The organism is Micromonospora sp. WMMD1219 (assembly GCF_049315215.1).
Lineage (GTDB): Bacteria > Actinomycetota > Actinomycetes > Mycobacteriales > Micromonosporaceae > Micromonospora > Micromonospora tulbaghiae.
In genome coordinates, this window is sequence record NZ_CP186057.1 from 1,026,351 (window position 1) to 1,043,355 (window position 17,005).

13 protein-coding genes and 4 pseudogenes are annotated in these 17,005 nt (G+C 70.1%); 10 read left to right on the plus strand and 7 right to left on the minus strand.

Features of this window, described 5'->3' with window-relative positions; genetic code table 11:
* Positions 1–43: 43 nt before the first annotated feature.
* Complete coding sequence (locus ACN27C_RS04845; RefSeq protein ID WP_422750552.1) at positions 44–2,098, plus strand: cytochrome c oxidase assembly protein; 2,055 nt, start codon at positions 44–46, stop codon at positions 2,096–2,098.
* 72 nt (positions 2,099–2,170) lie between these two features.
* Here ACN27C_RS04845 and ACN27C_RS04850 read toward each other — a convergent pair whose 3' ends face one another.
* A complete protein-coding gene (locus tag ACN27C_RS04850) occupies positions 2,171–2,368 on the minus strand; it encodes a hypothetical protein (protein WP_422750553.1) in 198 nt (65 codons plus the stop codon).
* Between the two features lie 16 nt (positions 2,369–2,384).
* Positions 2,385–2,761 (minus strand): annotated as a pseudogene (locus ACN27C_RS04855) (ribonucleotide-diphosphate reductase subunit beta); the annotation flags it as partial.
* Positions 2,762–2,931: 170 nt separating this feature from the next.
* On the opposite strand from ACN27C_RS04855, the pseudogene ACN27C_RS04860 reads away from it, so the two are divergent.
* Together ACN27C_RS04860 and ACN27C_RS04865 are read left to right on the plus strand one after the other, a co-directional pair.
* Positions 2,932–3,246 (plus strand): annotated as a pseudogene (locus ACN27C_RS04860) (trypsin-like serine protease); the annotation flags it as partial.
* Between the two features lie 596 nt (positions 3,247–3,842).
* Positions 3,843–4,662: pseudogene (locus ACN27C_RS04865) on the plus strand (IS630 family transposase); the annotation flags it as partial.
* A gap of 89 nt (positions 4,663–4,751) precedes the next feature.
* Here ACN27C_RS04865 and ACN27C_RS04870 read toward each other — a convergent pair.
* Positions 4,752–5,198, minus strand: coding sequence for a hypothetical protein (locus ACN27C_RS04870; protein ID WP_162959201.1), 447 nt, complete (start codon positions 5,196–5,198; stop codon positions 4,752–4,754).
* Positions 5,199–6,302: 1,104 nt separating this feature from the next.
* Here ACN27C_RS04870 and ACN27C_RS04875 point away from each other — a divergent pair.
* Positions 6,303–7,310, plus strand: coding sequence for an Acg family FMN-binding oxidoreductase (locus tag ACN27C_RS04875; protein WP_422750554.1), 1,008 nt, complete (start codon positions 6,303–6,305; stop codon positions 7,308–7,310).
* Between the two features lie 295 nt (positions 7,311–7,605).
* Here ACN27C_RS04875 and ACN27C_RS04880 read toward each other — a convergent pair whose 3' ends face one another.
* On the minus strand, positions 7,606–8,409 hold the full coding sequence (locus tag ACN27C_RS04880) for a DUF2249 domain-containing protein (RefSeq protein ID WP_422750555.1): 804 nt from the start codon (positions 8,407–8,409) through the stop codon (positions 7,606–7,608).
* A 49-nt stretch (positions 8,410–8,458) separates the two neighbouring features.
* On the opposite strand from ACN27C_RS04880, the gene ACN27C_RS04885 reads away from it, so the two are divergent.
* The 6 genes and pseudogenes from ACN27C_RS04885 to hemG all read left to right on the plus strand — a co-directional run bounded on the left by ACN27C_RS04885 (position 8,459) and on the right by hemG (position 15,145).
* The gene (locus ACN27C_RS04885) at positions 8,459–9,169 is read left to right on the plus strand and encodes a helix-turn-helix transcriptional regulator (protein WP_358171395.1); all 711 of its coding nucleotides are present in this window, start codon (positions 8,459–8,461) and stop codon (positions 9,167–9,169) included.
* Entirely contained in the window at positions 9,166–10,311 is a 1,146-nt protein-coding gene (locus ACN27C_RS04890; protein WP_422750556.1) for a hypothetical protein, read from the plus strand. The genes ACN27C_RS04885 and ACN27C_RS04890 overlap by 4 nt, the downstream gene beginning before the upstream one ends.
* Complete coding sequence (locus ACN27C_RS04895; RefSeq protein WP_422750557.1) at positions 10,308–11,546, plus strand: hypothetical protein; 1,239 nt, start codon at positions 10,308–10,310, stop codon at positions 11,544–11,546. Before ACN27C_RS04890 ends, ACN27C_RS04895 begins: the two co-directional genes overlap by 4 nt.
* Positions 11,543–12,919 carry a multicopper oxidase domain-containing protein gene (locus ACN27C_RS04900; RefSeq protein ID WP_422750558.1) on the plus strand — a complete coding sequence of 459 codons (1,377 nt, stop codon included), beginning with the start codon at positions 11,543–11,545 and terminating at the stop codon, positions 12,917–12,919. Before ACN27C_RS04895 ends, ACN27C_RS04900 begins: the two co-directional genes overlap by 4 nt.
* Positions 12,920–12,927: 8 nt before the next feature.
* Complete coding sequence (locus tag ACN27C_RS04905) at positions 12,928–13,689, plus strand: YwiC-like family protein (protein ID WP_422750559.1); 762 nt, start codon at positions 12,928–12,930, stop codon at positions 13,687–13,689.
* A gap of 93 nt (positions 13,690–13,782) precedes the next feature.
* Positions 13,783–15,145, plus strand: a pseudogene (gene hemG / locus ACN27C_RS04910) (protoporphyrinogen oxidase).
* A gap of 132 nt (positions 15,146–15,277) precedes the next feature.
* Here the strand turns inward: hemG and ACN27C_RS04915 are convergent.
* From ACN27C_RS04915 to ACN27C_RS04925, 3 genes are read right to left on the minus strand one after another with little or no spacing between them, the layout of a single operon-like run.
* Positions 15,278–15,562: a hypothetical protein gene (locus tag ACN27C_RS04915; RefSeq protein ID WP_422750560.1), complete on the minus strand. Its 285-nt coding sequence runs from the start codon at positions 15,560–15,562 to the stop codon at positions 15,278–15,280.
* Complete coding sequence (locus ACN27C_RS04920) at positions 15,552–16,367, minus strand: slipin family protein (RefSeq protein WP_422750561.1); 816 nt, start codon at positions 16,365–16,367, stop codon at positions 15,552–15,554. The genes ACN27C_RS04915 and ACN27C_RS04920 overlap by 11 nt, the downstream gene beginning before the upstream one ends.
* Complete coding sequence (locus ACN27C_RS04925) at positions 16,364–16,996, minus strand: hypothetical protein (RefSeq protein ID WP_422750562.1); 633 nt, start codon at positions 16,994–16,996, stop codon at positions 16,364–16,366. The genes ACN27C_RS04920 and ACN27C_RS04925 overlap by 4 nt, the downstream gene beginning before the upstream one ends.
* Positions 16,997–17,005: the final 9 nt, after the last annotated feature.

The following is a 17,005-nucleotide window of genomic DNA, read 5'->3' on the forward strand; positions in this document are numbered from 1 at the left end:
CGCCGGCCGGCCTGTCGGCGCGGGGTCCGGCAGCACCGCACGGGTGGGCGGGAACCCGACAACCGCCCGGCAGGCCAACCCGGGCCGAAGCGGACCGGCGGCGGGTGGCTGGCTCGTCGGGGTGGTGGCGGCCGGTTCGGCGGTGGCGGTGCTGCTACTGGCGCTGCGCCTCGGCGGTGCGCTCGCCGCCGCGATCCCGGGCCTGCCCGACCCGGGACCCGTCACAACATGGGCGCTGCCGACGGTGCGGCTGCTCGTCGACGGGCTGGCCACCCTCACCGTCGGCTTCGCGGCGACGGCGGCGTTCCTGCTTCCCGGTGACGGGGCGAGTGTCCCCGCGCACGGCTGGCTGCTGCTGCGCCGCGCCGGCCTCGCCGCGGCCGGCTGGGCGGCGGCCTCCCTGACCCTGCTGGTGCTCACGGTCTCCGACCTGCTCGGCGTCCCCCTCGGCCGGCTCGGCGTGGCACCCGTGGTCAGCTTCGGCGTCGACATCACGCAGGGGCGAGCGTTGCTCACCCAGGCCGGGCTGGCAGCGGTGGTGGCCGTGGCGGCCCGGGTCGGACTGTCCCGCCGGACGGCCGCGCTCGCTGCGGCGGCGGCGCTGGTGGGGCTGCTGCCGCCGGCGTTGACCGGGCACGCTGCCGGGGCGGGCAACCACCAGATCGCGGTGTCCAGCCTGGCGCTGCACGTGTTGGCCGCCGCGCTGTGGGCCGGCGGGCTGGCCGCGCTGCTGACCATCCGGCGCAGCCGGCACCTGCCGGGGGCCGCCGCCCGCTACAGCCGGCTCGCACTGGCGTGCTTCGTCACCGTCGCGGTCAGCGGCCTGGCCAACGCGGCGGTACGCCTCGGCGCGCTCGACCAGCTGTGGCAGTCCCGCTACGGGTGGCTGGCGCTGGGCAAGCTGGCCGCGCTCGTGGTGCTCGGCCTGCTCGGCGCGGCGCACCGCACACGTACCCTGCCGGCCCTGGCCGCCGGGCGGCGCGGCGCGTTCGCACGGCTCGCGGCCGGTGAGCTGGTGGCCTTCGCCGCCACGGTCGGCCTGGCCGTGGCCCTGTCCCGCAGCCCGACGCCGGTCACCGAGCCGGTCGACGCCGACCCGGTGACCGAGGTGCTCGGCTTCGGCATGCCCGCCGCCCCCACCCCTGCGCACCTGCTCGGCCAGCCGCTACCCGACCTGTTCTTCCTCACCGTCACCGCGGTCGGCATCGGCGGCTACCTCGCCGGGGTACGCCGGCTGCGCCGGGCCGGGCACCCCTGGCCGATGGCCCGCACCGCGAGCTGGGTGGGGGGTCTGCTGGTGCTCGCCGCCGCCACCGGCCTGGGCTTCGCCCGCTACGCGTACGTGCTGTTCAGCGCCCACATGGCGCAGCACATGGTGCTGTCCATGCTGGTGCCGATCCTGCTGGTCGGCGGCGCCCCGGTCACCCTCGCGCTACGGGCCCTGCGCCGCCCCACCGAACCGCAGGTACGCGGGCCCCGGGAATGGCTGCTGCTCGCCCTGCACAGCCGCCTCACCCGGACGCTCACCCACCCGCTGGTGGCGCTCGGTATCTACACCGTCAGCCTCTTCGGCCTCTACTTCAGCGACCTGCTCGGCACGCTGATGCGCTCCCACCTGGGACACCTGGCCATGCTGGGGCACTTCGTGATCTCCGGCTACCTGCTGTTCTGGGTGCTCATCGGCACCGACCCCGGCCGGCCCCGGCTGCCCCACCCGATCCTGGTGCTCGTCCACCTCGCGGCGATGATGGCCCACGGCTTCTTCGGCCTCGCGCTCATGCAGACCACCACCGTCATCGCCCCCGACTGGTACCTCGGCGTCCACCCCTCCTGGGCGTCCTCCCTGCTCGAGGACCAAAAACTCGGCGCCGGCATCGCCTGGGCATTCGGCGAGATCCCCGCCGCCGTCGTCATGATCCTGCTGGTTCGGCAGTGGATCCGGGCCGACCAGCGTGAGCAGCGCCGGGCCGACCGAGCCGCGGACCGCGCCGAGGCCACCGGGGAGGATGACGACCTAGCCCGCTACAACCGGTTCCTGGCCGCCGCCGCACGCGCCGACATCGACGCGCGCGGCCCCGACCGCCCGGCCCGCAGCTGATCCGACGGCGCTGCCGTCACTGTTCCGCGCCGCATCTGAGGTCCACGAGAAGACGGAGAAGGGTCGACGCGGTCAGTTCGCGTAATTCGCGCGGCGGCAGGCGAGAAGCCCGGCCGCCAGGCCTAGCAGGATTCCGGCGACGCCGTAGACGGTGCCGTTACCGCTGTCGGAGTCGGCGTCACCGCTGGTCTGCTCGACGGCGACGGGCTGGCCGAAGGTGGTGTCGTACTGGCCGGCGGTGAGGGTGGAGTCTCTACTCGGTCCGCACATCGCCACCTCAGCTGGTCACTGTTGCGAACGCCGCGAAGCGCTTCTTCTCGTCGGGACGTGGGTGTCGAGCAGGCTCAGGTCGAACTGGACGCGGACGGCCTCCTTGAACAGTTGCCGGGAAAGGTAGAGCCGGTCCTCGGGGGAGTTGACGTACTGGTAAAGGTTGAGCACCGGATTGTTGGCGACGGTAGTGCCGCCGGTGGCGAAGAACGCCACCAGACGCCGACACCTGGTGCCGCTCGGCGGGGGACAGCTTCGCCAGGTCTGCGAGGTCGGAGTGCAGATCGGCCTCCTCGACCGTCCAGGCGTTCTTGATGGCGTCCTTGAACCGGCCGAAGAAGTGCGGGTAGTGCATCCGACGCAGGCTCAGGCCATCCTGGGGTCGAGCAGCATGTGCCGGGCGTCGGTGTCGGTGTCGATGCTGGAATCGAAACAGTGGTTACTGGCAGGCCTCGCAGCTCTCCGGGTTCTCCAGGGAGCAGGCCAGCGCCTCGGCGTCGCTGAGCGCGACGACCGGTTGGACGGCGACGGCGGCTGCTGGATCCGCGTCGCGGGACGCGAGCGCAGGTAAGCCGACCTGGTCGGGCGCCTCTCCCGGGACGACATGCAATTCGGTCTTCGTCAGGGTGAGCGTCGACCAAGCGGGAGGCGACAGCGGCGGGCCATGGGTGAACGGAAGTAACGCGATCGGGATCCATAAAGGCGGGCAGCGGGTTGAGCGTACACTTCAAGATCTACCGAATCCCGTCAGGCACAAAGCTCTACTACTGGCAGAGTTGGTGACGGATGAACCGTGTTGTTCTGCGCCCCCTGCTCGTGGGATGCGTGATCATGGCCTCAGTGGGCGGCTGCCCCCGTTCGCCCGACGATGCCTTTGACGCCGACTCGGCAACTTTTGCCCAGTATCGAGACGAGGAGCCAGGCGTCGGCGACAGCGCGCTACTGGAGGGCACCGTCCCGAAAAGGGATGAGTGCCTAAGCGTCACCGATTCCACATCAAGTGTGGCCTATGTGCCGATCTTTCCTACCTCTTCACTGAGTCAGGCGAAGTCGCTCAAGACCAGCGACAAGGTTTCCCTGCGAGGAGGATCAGTGGAGGCAGCAGCCCCAGAAGGTGCCCAGTTGCCAACCCGTTGTCCGACGTCCGGACCGTTTTGGGTCGTGGCTTCCTGAGCTCCCGCCCGCATCGGCAAGAGGCGGTGGGCCGAACCGACCGGTCCGGCCCACCGCCAAAGCGCCGGACGACATGCGTTGACCCTGGCTCGGTCTTCCCGAACCGTGTAGAGCTTCGGCTCGCACGACGCCTAGTGCGCTGACCAAGAGGGTTCACCGGGTCGGTGATACGCCGGGCGCGGTGCGCCGCGTCGGTCGGGTGGGTCTCAGGCTCGACGGCGATCGTGATCGCTGTCGAGAGTGAGGTGTCGGGATGGTCGAGCCGGTGAGGGCGCGGCGGTTGAGTGATCAGGAGAGCCGGTTCAACGAGTTCAGACTCCGCGCTCTGGAACCTCAGTGGGCGGGAGGCCGTCTCCGCCTGATCACCGATGACGACCAGCGGTTCATCGTCACGACGGCCACGACCCGACCGAGGAGTCTGGAGGCGCCCTTCACACACTGGAGCATCCGCAAGCTCGCCGACTACCTGGCCACCAAGCGGGCCCGACGGCTGCTTATCGGTCGGGAACGGCTACAGCAGACCCTGCGCCACCACGCCGTCTCCTGCCAGCGCACCCGTACCTGGAAGGAGACCCGCGACCCGGACAAGAACGCCCAGCTCGACCGTATCGAGGAGGTGACCGCCGGTTCCCGGACCGGTGCTTCGCCTTCGACCAGTTCGGACAGCTGTCGATCTGCCCGCACCACGGCAGCGGGTGGGTGCCGGCCGGCAGACCGGACCGACTGCCAGCGACCTCCACCCGCACGCATGGCATCCGCTACTTCCACGGCTGCTACAGCCTCGGCAACGACCAACTCTGGGGCGTGTGGCTTCGCCGCCAAGGCGGCGACCACACTTGGCCGCGCTCAGGCCGATTCGCGCCTCCCGCCCGGACGGCACCCCGATCTGTGTGATCCTGGACAACCTGTCGGCGAACAAGACCCGCAGATCCGGGCGTGGGCCGCCCGCAACTCCAACTACCCCAACCACACTGTCCTGGCCCGCGAAGTGCAGCGCTACCTGCGGTGGCGCAACGTCAACGCCCGCCACCCCGACATCCTCGCCGCCCAACGCCGGGAACGAGCCGCATCCGCAGCGAACGTCGACAACGCTGGGCCGACCGCGAGCCAAGGCCGCATGACGTCAGACCCGGTGAACCTTCTTGGTCAGCGCACAAGTTAGTCGTAGGTTCGAAACCTGCCGCGTCCACCACGTACGACCAGCATGGCTTCAATCAGCTAACCAGACGTGCAGTTGCGTGCCGTACGGCGTCAGGGCGAGCGCCGTCAGCGCGAGCCATAGCCCGGTGCCGAAGGCGAGCCAGCGGAATGCTGTCCGGTCGCCGACCCACCGGGTGCGGGGCAGTTCGACCGCCCCAAGCAGCAGGGCCACGAACGCGACCGGGTAGACGAACATCGCCACCACCCGGCCGATCTCGAACAACCAGAGCAGCGGGTTCCACGGCGAGTCCGGACCAACCGGCGGAAGCGAGTCCTTCGGGTCGCCCAACCGTTCCAGCCCAGGATCCAGCACAGCCGAAAGATTGCCGGTACGCAGCGCGGCCGCGAGCAGCACACCGAAGCTGCCGATCAGGAGCAGGGCCAGAAGCAGCACCTGTGCCGACAACACCAGGCGGCCGCCGAAGGAAGCGGCTGGGACGTGATCCGTTCGGCTCATCGACGAAACGTACCCGTCTGCGCATTCCCGCCGAAAGGCCCTCTGATACACGTGGCGGACCTAATGAGAGGCCCGCTGTGGCGCAGCTACGCGACGTGCCCGGACGAAGGCGGTTGCCGGCCGTGGCCGCCAGTAGTGAGTGACGAACTGGGTGGCTACGGCCGCAAACAGCGCTGGACGTCCACGGACATCCCGGGGACCATCCTGCACCTTGGAGCCCGCATCATGCCAGGCCGACAGGTTGCGGTGGTCCTTCGGGACAAAGCAGTCAAGCCCTGCTCGGTCACGTTGGTGTAGATCATGCTGGCTCCCTGGCTGGGTTGGACACGGGGTGCAGACCGCCGTGGTGAGACTGGGTCATGGTCGGTGGGTGCACGCAGCCGTTGACCGGCCGGGACGTCAGACGTCACCAGGCAGTGCGCGCCCACGTGGACGTCGCCGCCGACCCGGATCGGGCCGAGCAGGGTCGCGCCGACGCCGAGGACGACCCGGTCGCTGACGATGGGATGACGCTCGGCGGCCGTGCTGTCGGCTGGGCAGCCCCGGGAGCCGAGGGTGACCTGGGGGTACATCGTCAGGTCATCGCCGGTCCGTGCGGTCTGCCCAATCACCACACCGGCGCCGTGGTCGATGAACCACCGGCGCCCGACCCGGGCACCGGGATGAATCTCGACGCCCGTGAACAGCCGCGCCACCTGCGACACCATCTGCGGAAACAGCGGTATCCCCCACCGATGCAGGCGATGCGCGACCCGGTGCGCCCACACCGCCCATACCGCCCTGGTAGAGCAGAACCTCGAGCACAGCGATGCCGGACAGGGCGGGATTACCGGCTAGTCACCGCCGTACGCGCTATCGCAACGCCATAGATAGCGTCTCCGCAAAAGATGAAGCCCGAAGCGATCAGTACACGCACGTCGCGACGCACCGCGGCATAGGGCCGGAAGGCTCTTCCCCTAGCGCGGAACTCCCGCCGATGCTCAGGTGAGCAACCGACAGTCAACGGCACAGTGATCGGCACCGGGCAGCCGACCACTCACCGAAGCGAGTCGAAACGGCAGCGCTGGCCACGGCCGGACGCCGACGTCCGGCCAAGGAGCGACGATGACTGACAGACACACCCCATCGCCGGATGACATCCGGCCCCCGCCGTCCGAGCGGGAGGCGATAGAGAACTGCATCCGGTCGGCCACCACGGCACCGTCGCTGCACAACAGTCAGCCATGGCTGTTCCGAATCGGCGCGGGCATGATAGACGTGTACGCCGACCGGCGCCGACAACTGGAAGTCCTCGACCCGACCGGCCGGGAACTGCTGATCAGCGTCGGCGCGGCCGTTTCCACCCTGGCCCTGGCACTGCGGGGAGCAGGTTACCGGGCGGACGTCGGCGCCTTTCCCGATGACGGACAGCCGGACCTGGTGGCGCGGGTGACCGTCGCGCACCGCGCACCGCCCAGCCCTGCAGAGGAGACGCTCGTCGCGGCGATTCCGCACCGGCACACCAACCGATACCCGTTCACCTCCTGCGCCATCCCCGCCGAAACGCTCGAGCAGCTGATCGACGCCGCCCGGCAGGAAACCGCTGTGCTGACGGTTGCCAACCCGGTCAGCCGCAACTCGATCATCGGCCTGTCCCAGGCCGCCGACCGCAGGCAACGAGCCACCGGCGGATACCGCGCGGAACTGGCCCGCTGGACCACCCACCGCGTCGTGCACCACGACGGCATACCGCCATCGGCGATCGGCCCCTGGGATGCCATGGAGATCATGCCAATCCGCGACTTCGGGCTCCTGCAGCCGCACCTCACCAGAGCGCCCGAAACGTTCGAGATCCATCCGACGCTCATGGTGCTGGCCACGACCGGCGACGACCCCTTGGAGTGGGTCCGCGCCGGCCAGGCACTGCAACGCGTCCTGCTGACCGCGACCCACCTCAACCTCGCGACCACACCGATCAGCCAGCCCGTCGAGGTCCCCACCGTCCGTAGGCAGCTGAGCGACACGGCCAACGGCATCTGGGCACAGATGATCCTGCGCATCGGGTGCGGCCGCCCCGCCGCCACCACACCTCGCCGCCCACTATCCGACGTCCTCCTGCCCTCGCTCACATAACGTCCGCGATGGGCGGATGGCCTTCCGAAGCAGATGGTTGTCGAGGCGTCGCGCTATCGCCGGTCGCCGTCCGCCAGCAGGGTAGAGGACTGCCCGATCTGGCGCAGACAGCGTCAACGCTGTCCCTGTCGGCGCCGTTGAAGGTGATCAGCGCTGCCGGAGACGCACCGCCTTGCTATGTGTTCCCGCAGCAGATCGAGCGTCTCTACCTCCACCGGTCGCAGCAGCCGAGCGATGGCCATGCCGGCCCGCCTGGACGGCAAGGTGCCGCCCAGGCGCTGTCGTCAAGGCGCGTTCAGGCTGGGACTGGCTGCCAGTGCCGGCGGATCTGCCAGACCTCGGGGCCGTCCTGCAGCCATTCACCGACGACCTGCCCCGCATAGCGGTGTTCGACCTCCGCCAGCAGCGGCAACAGGGCGTGCGGGGCGACCAGAACCAACGCAGCATCGGCAGGCAGGGCATCAAGCGCGGCCAGCACGCGAGCGTGTCGCTCGCCGTGCGGCAAATCGCGCACGTCGAGCCGCGGATCGATGGCCAGCGTCGGCACCGCCCCTGCCGCGCCGGGGGCCTCGCCCCCGCAGCCACCGCAAGCGCAGCCTCCCCCGGACGGCGAGCCGGTTTCCACGCCGATGATGTCGTGCATGCCGTCGAGCAGTCCGGCCAGCGGAACCTCGTCGGCGGCGACCAGCAGCGGCACGACCAGGTCGTTCTCCTTGGCGAGGTGGCCGGCGAACACCGCCTGCAGGGCGCGGGCGGCGGCTGCCGCCACGACGGGAGACGCTGCGGCTTCCAGGTCGGTGACCAGTGCGGCGATGACGCGGTGTTCCCCAAGCATGCCGTCGACGAGCAACGTCCCTGCCGACAGGTCCGCGGCGGCGGGGTACAGCGCCGCCTCTTCGGCATAGGCGTGCGGCAGCAACTCGTCGTGTAGCCACGTCGTGAGCTCGTCGCGGTGAGCCCACACCTGCCGCAGGATCCCGGCGTCGGCGGCGGTGATCAGCCGGGTGACATGGTCGGTCAGGGTGGCGGCGAGCTCGGTGTGGTGGCGTACGACGGCCTCCGCGGCTTGCTGATCGGCGATCTGATCGGAGTGTGACATGGAACCTTCCAATGTTTTGATGCCGTTCAGCGTTATAACGTTAACCATCATGGAAACACGGCGGACAGGCCCCACCGGGGACACAATCGACACGCCGCTCTACCGGGCGTTGGGCTCGAACAACCGGGTGACGATCCTGCGGCTGGCGCGGAAGGCCGAGAGCGGCGTCACGGCCGCCGAGGTAGCGGCCAGGACCGGGCAGCATCTGTCGACCACCCGTGCGCATCTGGACCGGCTCACCGAAGCCGCGCTGCTGGTGAAGGCACGCGCGAGCGGCGGTCAGCCGGGCCGTCCCGCGTGGCGCTATCGGGTGACAGCAGCAAATCCAGCGCCAGCGCCGTACCGGGCTTTGGCCGCCGCCTTGCTGGAGCATCTGTCCGGCGGCGGCAGTGATGTCCGCGAGGCCGCGGCGCAGGTGGGCCAGGGGTGGGGCCGTCAACTGGCCGCGGCGAGTCCCGCTCACGACGATCCGGTCGACTCGGTCATCACCGTGTCGGACGGGCTCGGTTTCCGTCCTCGCCGTCAACCGCCCGACACCGCCGACGGCGCGCAGGTGAACCTGTACACCTGCCCGTTCCTGAAACTCGTGGGTCAGAACCCCGATGCCATGTGCGGGCTCCATCTCGGCGTCGTGCGTGGAATCCTGAAACGCGCCGGCACATCTCACGAGTCTGTGATGCTGGAGCCCTTCGGAGCTCCGGCCGCGTGTGTCGTACGGCTGCCGGCCGCGCTGCGCCCAGCGGCAGGAAAGCCGTCGTGAGCCGCTCGGCAGGGGTGCCGGTCCGGTGGCGGCTGCCCGCACTGGCCGCCGGAGCCCTCGCATTGCTGGCCGGCCTGTACACCGGCCTGCTGCTGCTCGGCGCCGCAGTGCCCGCCCCTGCGGCGGCGGTGGAGCACGTGCACGGCCCGCTGATGGTCTTCGGCTTCGTCGGCACCCTGATCGCCCTGGAACGCACCACCGCGCTCGGCACCCGATGGGCGCTTCTGGCCCCCGCGTGTTCCGGCGCCGGCGCGCTGATGCTGGTAACGACCGGACCCAACCTGGCCGGTAAGACGCTGCTCATGACGGCGTCGGTGGTGCTGCTCGGCATCTACCGGGCATTGTGGGGCCGCCAGCCCAGCACCGCGTTGCTCGCCCAGGCCAGCGGCGCGTTCGGCTGGTACGCGGCCACGTTGCTGTGGCTGGCCGGATACGCGATAGCGGAGCTCGTGCCGTGGATGGTGGTATTCGTGGTGGCGACCATCGCCGGCGAGCGCCTCGAACTGGCCCACGTCGCGATACGTGACCGGCACGCCGAGCGCTGGTTCCTGGCCGCCTTGGCCGCCGTTGTGGCGGGCGCCACCGCGAGCACCCTGTGGCCGGCGAGCGGAGCGCACCTGTTCGGCGCCGGGCTGCTCGCGGTCACGACGTGGCTCGCTGTCTTCGACGTCGCCCGACACACAGTGCAAGCGAAAGCGCTGCCCCGATACATCGCTGCAGGTCTGCTGGCCGGCTACGGATGGCTGACGCTGGCCGGGCTGCTGTGGGCCGGCGCCGGCACCACCCTGCAAGGCCCCCGATACGACGCCACGCTGCACGCGGTCTTCCTCGGCTTCACCATGTCCATGATCTTCGTGCACGCTCCGGTGATCCTGCCCGCCGTGCTGCGCCGGCCGTTGCCCTACCACCGGGTGTTGTACGTCCCGCTGGTCCTGCTGCACGCCTCGCTACTGGTACGCGTCGGTCTCGGTGACGCGGCGGGCATGGAGCGGGTGTGGCGCTGGGCCGGCGTCGTCAACGTGGTCGCGGTGCTTGCTTTCGCCGCGTGCGCTGTCACCGTGTCATGGCTGTGCCGGGCACCGACGGAAGTCCTGCGGGCCGCTGCGACGAGTCGACCGACCGCTGTGGTGGCCGGGTCATGAAGCCCACCGCCGACAACGACGCGCAGCAGGCCGACAGCGGTGCCGGTTCCACCGGGCGGGCCCGCTGGCATCGCCGCGTCGGCATGCTGCCGCTGGTATACCTGGCGGCGCTGGTCGCCGTCGCGCTGATCCACCCGTTTCTGCCGTCCTGGCGGTGGCTGTCCATCCATCTGTTGCTGCTCGGCGCGGTCACCAACGCCATCGTGGTTTGGAGCGCCCATTTCACCACCGCGGTATTGCGCGCACCGGCATCGGCCGGCCGACGCGGCGAGGCGCTGCGGCTCGTCCTGCTCAACACGGGCGTGGTCGGTGTTCTGGCCGGCGGCGCGACCGACCTGCCGTGGCCGGGCGTCGTCGGCGCCGGGCTAGTGCTCGCCGCGGTCGTCGCGCACCTGCGGTGGCTGGGCGCACGGCTGAGGGCTGCGCTGCCGGCCCGGTTCGCGGTCACCGTGCACTACTACGTCGCTGCGGCGGCGGCATTGTTGGTCGGTGTTCCGGTCGGCGCCTGGATGCTCGTCGACGACGACAGCCGGCCGCGGCTGCTGCTGTTCCACGCCCAGGTCAACCTGCTCGGCTGGGTGACGCTGACCGTGCTCGGCACGCTGCTCACGCTGTGGCCCACGATACTGCGTACCCGGATGGCCGACGGCGCCACCATCGCCGCTCGCCGCGCGCTGCCGGTAGCCGTGGCCGGGCTCGCGGTACTCGGCATCACCGTGCTCGCCTGGTGGCCGATGCTGGCCGCCGGCGGACTGGGAGTGATCGCCGTCGCCGTCGGGCTCATCGCCCGCCCCGCCGTGCAGACCGCCCGCCGCAAGACACCGGCCTCGTTCCCCGGCTGGTCCATCGCCGCGGCCGGCGGCTGGCTGCTCATCGCCCTCGGCGTCGACGCATGGACGCTGCTGTCCGCCCCCTACCCGGCCGCGGCGGCTGACCGCTTCAGTGCCGTGCTGGTCCCGCTGCTGGTCGGCTTCGTCGCACAGACCCTGCTCGGAGCGATGGCGTACCTGCTGCCCGTGGCACTTGGTGGCGGCCCGGCCGTCGTGCGGGAACGCACGAACCGGCTGGACCGGCACTGGGCGCAGCGGGTGGCCATGACCAACGCCGCGCTGGTCGTCTTCGTCCTACCCGCACCGCCGTACGTGCGGATCACCACCTCACTGCTCATCCTCGCCGCCCTGCTGCAGTTCCTCATCCCCGCCGTCCGCATCCTGCTCGCCCGGAGACGACCATGACACCATCCCACCCACCCCCACCGGCACCCGCCCAGACCCACCCGCTGGGCGGCGTCGCGGCCGGCCTCGCGCTCGTCCTGGTCGCCGTGCTGCTCGGCGCGGCGACCCAACGCATCACCAACCCTCAGGCCACACTCGCCTCCGCGACGCCCGACGTGAGCTGGAACGGGAACACCACCACCGTGACGGTCACCACCGACAGAATGCGCTTCCACCCCGACACCATCACCGTCGCGGCCGGCAACCGGCTGATCATCGAACTCGCCAACACCGACCGGCGCCGCCACGACCTCGTCCTAGCCACCGGCCCCAAGTCGCCCAGTCTGGCGAGCGGCCACACCGCGCGCCTGGACGCCGGTGTCATCGGCGGCACCGTCGAGGGCTGGTGCTCCCTACCCGGCCACCGTCAGGCCGGTATGCGGCTGACCATCACCGCCACTGGCACCACCGCGCCAGCAGCAGCCGCCGGTCACGACCACACGACCGCCCCGGGCTCGACCACGTCAGCCCTCGACGCGATGACCCAACCGGGGGACGGTTTCGTCGCCCGCGACGCGACCGCACCAACGCGCCCCGCCGGACGGCTGCACCGCCTCGACCTGCGGGTGCACGAGGTGCAGCGCGAGGTCGCCCCGGGCGTACGACAGAAGTTGTGGACGTTCAACGGCACCACGCCCGGGCCGGTGCTTCGCGGGCGTGTCGGCGACACCTTCGAGATCACCCTGATCAACGACGGCACGGTGGACCACGGCGCCGACTTCCACGCCGGCGCCCTCGCCCCCGACGAACCGATGCGACCGATCGACCCCGGACAGCGCCTCACGTACCGAATCACCGCCACCAAGGCCGGGATCTGGATGTATCACTGCTCCACCATGCCGATGCTGCACCACATCGGCAACGGCATGTACGGCGCCGTCATCATCGACCCACCCGACTTGCCCGCCGTGGACCGCGAATACGTGCTCATACAGTCCGAGCTGTACCTCGGCGGCGACGGCGAACCCGGCGACCTGGCCAAGATGCAGGCCGAGCAGCCCGATGCCGTGGTGTTCAACGGCTACGTCGCCCAGTACGCCCACCGTCCGCTGACCGCCCGTCCCGGCCAGCGTGTACGCATCTGGGTGCTCAACGCCGGCCCCAACCGCACCAGCGCCTTCCACGTCGTCGGCGCTCACTTCGACACCGTGTACCGGGAAGGCCAATGGCAGCTACGCCGCAGCGACCCGGGGGCCGCCCAATTACTCGACCTCACCCCGGCAGCCGGCGGGTTCGTCGAAACGGTCCTGACCGAACCCGGCCAGTACCCGTTCCTCAGTCACCTCATGGTCGACGCCGAACGGGGCGCGCGCGGCGCCATCCAGGTCAGGTGAACCGCCAGATGAGAACCGACAACACCACCGGCATCCGCAGGCGGCCGGCCCGGCGCAGGTCGGTACGGCAGTTCATCCCCCCGCAGCACGGCGCCTGGGCCATGCTTCTCGTCCCGTGGCTCGCCGGGGTCCTGGTCTCGGGATTCCACTGGGCGCACGTGCCGCTGCTCGGCGCTTGGCTCGCCGGCTATCTGCTGTCCTACTACGCCTTGCAGGCCGTCAAGACGCGCCGGCTGTCCCGGTTCCGGCCGCAACTGTTGCTGTACGGACCGATCGCCGCCGCGCTCTGCCTGCTCGTCGTCGCCGTCCGACCGCAGCTGTTGGCCTACGCCCCCGCCTACGCGCTGCTGCTGGCCCTCAACGTTTTCTACGCTCGGCGCCGCCGGGAACGGGCGCTGCTCAACGACCTCATCTTCGTCGTGCAGAGCTGCCTCATGGTCTTCGTCGCAGCCAGCGTCGCCGGCGCCGGCCTCAGCCCGGTCACGCCGGCTTTCACCGTGGTCCTGCTGTACTTCACCGGAACGGTCCTCTACGTCAAGACCATGATCCGGGAGCGCGGCAGCGCGTCGTACTACTGGGCATCGGTGATTTACCACGTCTTCGCGCTGGGTGTGGCGGCCTGTCTCAGCGTCCCGATCGCCGCGGTTGTTGCTCTGCTGCTGGCCCGCTCGGCCGTCCTTCCCCGCTACCGGCTGACACCGAAACACGTCGGCATCATCGAAATGGTGACTTCTACGCTTGTGCTCATCACCACCGTGGCCACCCGATGACTGCCCGCCGATCCAGCCGGTGACAAACCTTGGGGCGGCGGTTCCACGTTCGGATCGAGAAAAAGCCGTGCCTCCTGAAGGGTTTCGGAAGACATGCACAAACGCGTAGCAGTCATCGGCGGCGGGATCACCGGGCTTGCCGCGGCGGCGCGGGTCCGCGACCAGGCGCCGCCGGAGACTGACATCATCGTGTACGAGCAGAGCGGCGTGCTCGGCGGCAAGCTCCGCACCGGTGAACTGACCGGCGCGAACGTGGAACGCGGCGCCGAAGCGTTCCTGACCGGCTCACCGGACGGAACCGAGTCCGCAGCCGTACGCCTCGCCCGGCGGCTGGGCTTGGGCGACGCGCTCGTGCACCCATCGACAGGGCAGGCCGCTCTCGCCGTCGGCGGACGCCTCGAACCGATCCCGGCCGGCACGCTGATGGGCATCCCCCGCGAGTCGGACGGCGACGACCATGACACCGGCACACCGCTGCTAGGCCCGCACCACGACGTTACGGTGGGGGCACTGGTCCGCGCACGCTTCGGCGACGACGTAGTGGACCGGCTGGTCGACTCACTGCTGGGCGGCGTCTATGCAGGCCGCGCCGACCAGCTATCGCTCGCGGCGACCATGCCGGCGCTCGCCGCGGCAGCACGCACCAGCACACTCTCGCCGCGGCCGTGCGGGCCGCACAGGCTGGCACCGTGCGAGTGCCCGGACGAGCGGTGTTGGCCACCATAGACGGAGGGCAGAGCCGGCTCGTCGGGGCAGCCGCCGCAGCGAGCGGCGCTCGCATCAACCTCGGCCGGCAGGTCCAAGGACTGGTTCGAACGGGGAACGGCTGGCGGCTGCTGCTCACGGCGGCGTTGACCGGGCACGTAGAGGACGTCGACGCGGTGGTGCTGGCCGTTCCCGCCGCGGCGGCCTCGCGACTGCTGCGCAGCGCCGGAGACACCTGCGGCTCGGCTGTGATCGGCGCGTTGGACTATGCGAGCGTCGCGCTCGTCGCGGTGGCGCTGCCCTTCGACACCCCGCTGCCGGAACTGTCCGGCTTTCTCGTGCCGCCTTCGGAGGGCACGCTGGTCAAGGCGGCAACATTCGTCACCCGCAAGTGGCCTGCGCCAGGTGCGTCCGACGCATCGGTGATCATCCGGGCCTCACGCGGCCATGCCGGCGATGAGCAGCAACTGCGACACGACGACGCCGCCCTCGCCGATCGGACTCACATCGAGTTGGGGAAGCTGCTCGGTGCCGAGCTCCCACCACCGATCGCGTTCTGGGTGCAGCGTTGGGAGAATGGACTCCCCCAGTACCGCACCGGGCATCTCGAACGCATCGCGGCCGTCCGTGCCGGCCTGCCACCGGTCTTGCCCTCGCCGGTGCGGGGTACGACGGGGTCGGCATCCCGGCCTGCATCAGCAGCGGCGAGGCAGCCGCCGACGAGGTATGCACGTACCTCGGATGCCTGTAACGACTCAGCCGAGCTGGGCGATTCGGTGGCGCGCCGTGCCTACCGGCGACACTGCGGACTGGTCGTCATCGTGACGGTTCGGCGCGTGCTCCGTGGCACCGCCGCCGAGACAAGTCCGGATCCGCTTCCCGGTCAGTCCCCGATGGTCTTCCGATTGCGGAGGACGCGGCGGACGCCGAGCAGCGCGATGCCGAGACCGACGCCGCCGACGAGGAATCCGAGGAAGAGGAACAGGAAGATCGGACTCACGCCGAGCATCTCTCCCTCGGTTCCGCGGATCGTGCCGATCAGGAAACCGAAGAGCGGACCCAGGACCGTCACCCCGGCGCCGATGATGACCAGCCAGACGCCCGCCGGTACCGGAGTCAGCCGGACCGGCCGGCCTTCCTCGGAACTCGGATCGAGATCAGTGGTCATCATGTGCCCTTTCCGCGGCGTTGCTTACGGCTGAAGACCCGTCGACGCCGGGCACGGCCCTGCCGCGCACGGCGTCCAGGAACGGACCGATGATGTCCATCGGCAGAGGAAAGACGACGGTGGAGTTGTGGTCGGCACCGAGCTCGAGCAGGGTCTGCAGGTAGCGCAGCTGCAGGCTCGCAGGGCTCTCGCTCAGGGTCTTCGCCGCGTCGCGCAGTTCCGCCGACGCCTGGAGCTCGCCCCGGGCGTTGATCACCTTCGCGCGTCGCTCCCGTTCGGCTTCGGCCTCGCGTGCCATGGCCCGTTGCATGGCCTCGGGGATCTCGACGTCCTTGATCTCCACGACGTCGACCTTGACACCCCAGGGCTCGGTCATGGACGCGATCGATTTCGCGAGATCCTCGTTGAGGTCTGCCCGGTGAGCGAGCAGCGTGTCGAGATCGGCACGGCCGACGACCGACCGCAGGGTGGTCTGCGCGATCTGGGAGGTGGCGACCGCGTGGTTCTCCACCGACATCACGGACTTCACCGGGTCGACCACGCGGAACAGCACGACGGCGTTGACTCGGGCCGGGACGTTGTCGCGAGTGATCACCTCCTGCGGTGGGATGGTGAGCGTGACCACCCGCAGGTCCACCCTGACCAGCTTGTCGAAACCGGGCAGCAGCAGCCGGACGCCCGGACCGAGGGGCTCACGCAGCCGTCCCAGCCGGAACGCCACACCGCGTTCGTACTCTTTCAGCACTCGCAGCGAAGACAGCAGAAAGACCAGCAGCACGAAGACGACGATGCTCGCGATGATCATTGGGGGACCTCCGATCCGGGTTCGCGTCGGTCGGATGCGTAGCTGGAGCGCCGCCGGGTCAGGGCGTCCGCGGCGGCCTCCCGCTCGGCGACCGCATCGTCGAGCGATTGGTGGGCCATCCCCTCGGGGATGAACACCGGGTTGCGGCGCAGATGGGACCAGAGCGGCAGGCTGAGCAGCGATGCCATCACCACGGCGACGATCAGGACGAACAGCGAGTCGCAGCCCGGTCCGGTGAGCGCGACACCGATCGGCCACACCAGCCCGAGCACGACCACTACACAGGCGATGCCACGGTGGAACCTCGCTGCTTCGGAGGCCGGCCACGAGTCGACCGCTCGCTGGACCTCGCGCCCGGAGGCGGAGGTCGTGCACGTGGCCTTGACCGGGCAGACGTTGCAGACCGACGGGGTACCGCGGTAGCGCATGACGCGGTTCTGCGCGTCGAAGGACTGCGGCCACAGCCATTGGTCCTGCGGGCACTGCCATGCGTCGTGATCTTGGTGGTAAACGAAGCCGCCGGACAGGCCGCCTTCCGAGACCGACGCCGCGCGGCGCGCCAGCGCGTCGATGGCGTACGCGAGCCCCACCAGAGCAAGGCAGTAGCCGGCCGCCAGCCACGTCTCCACAGCGACAGC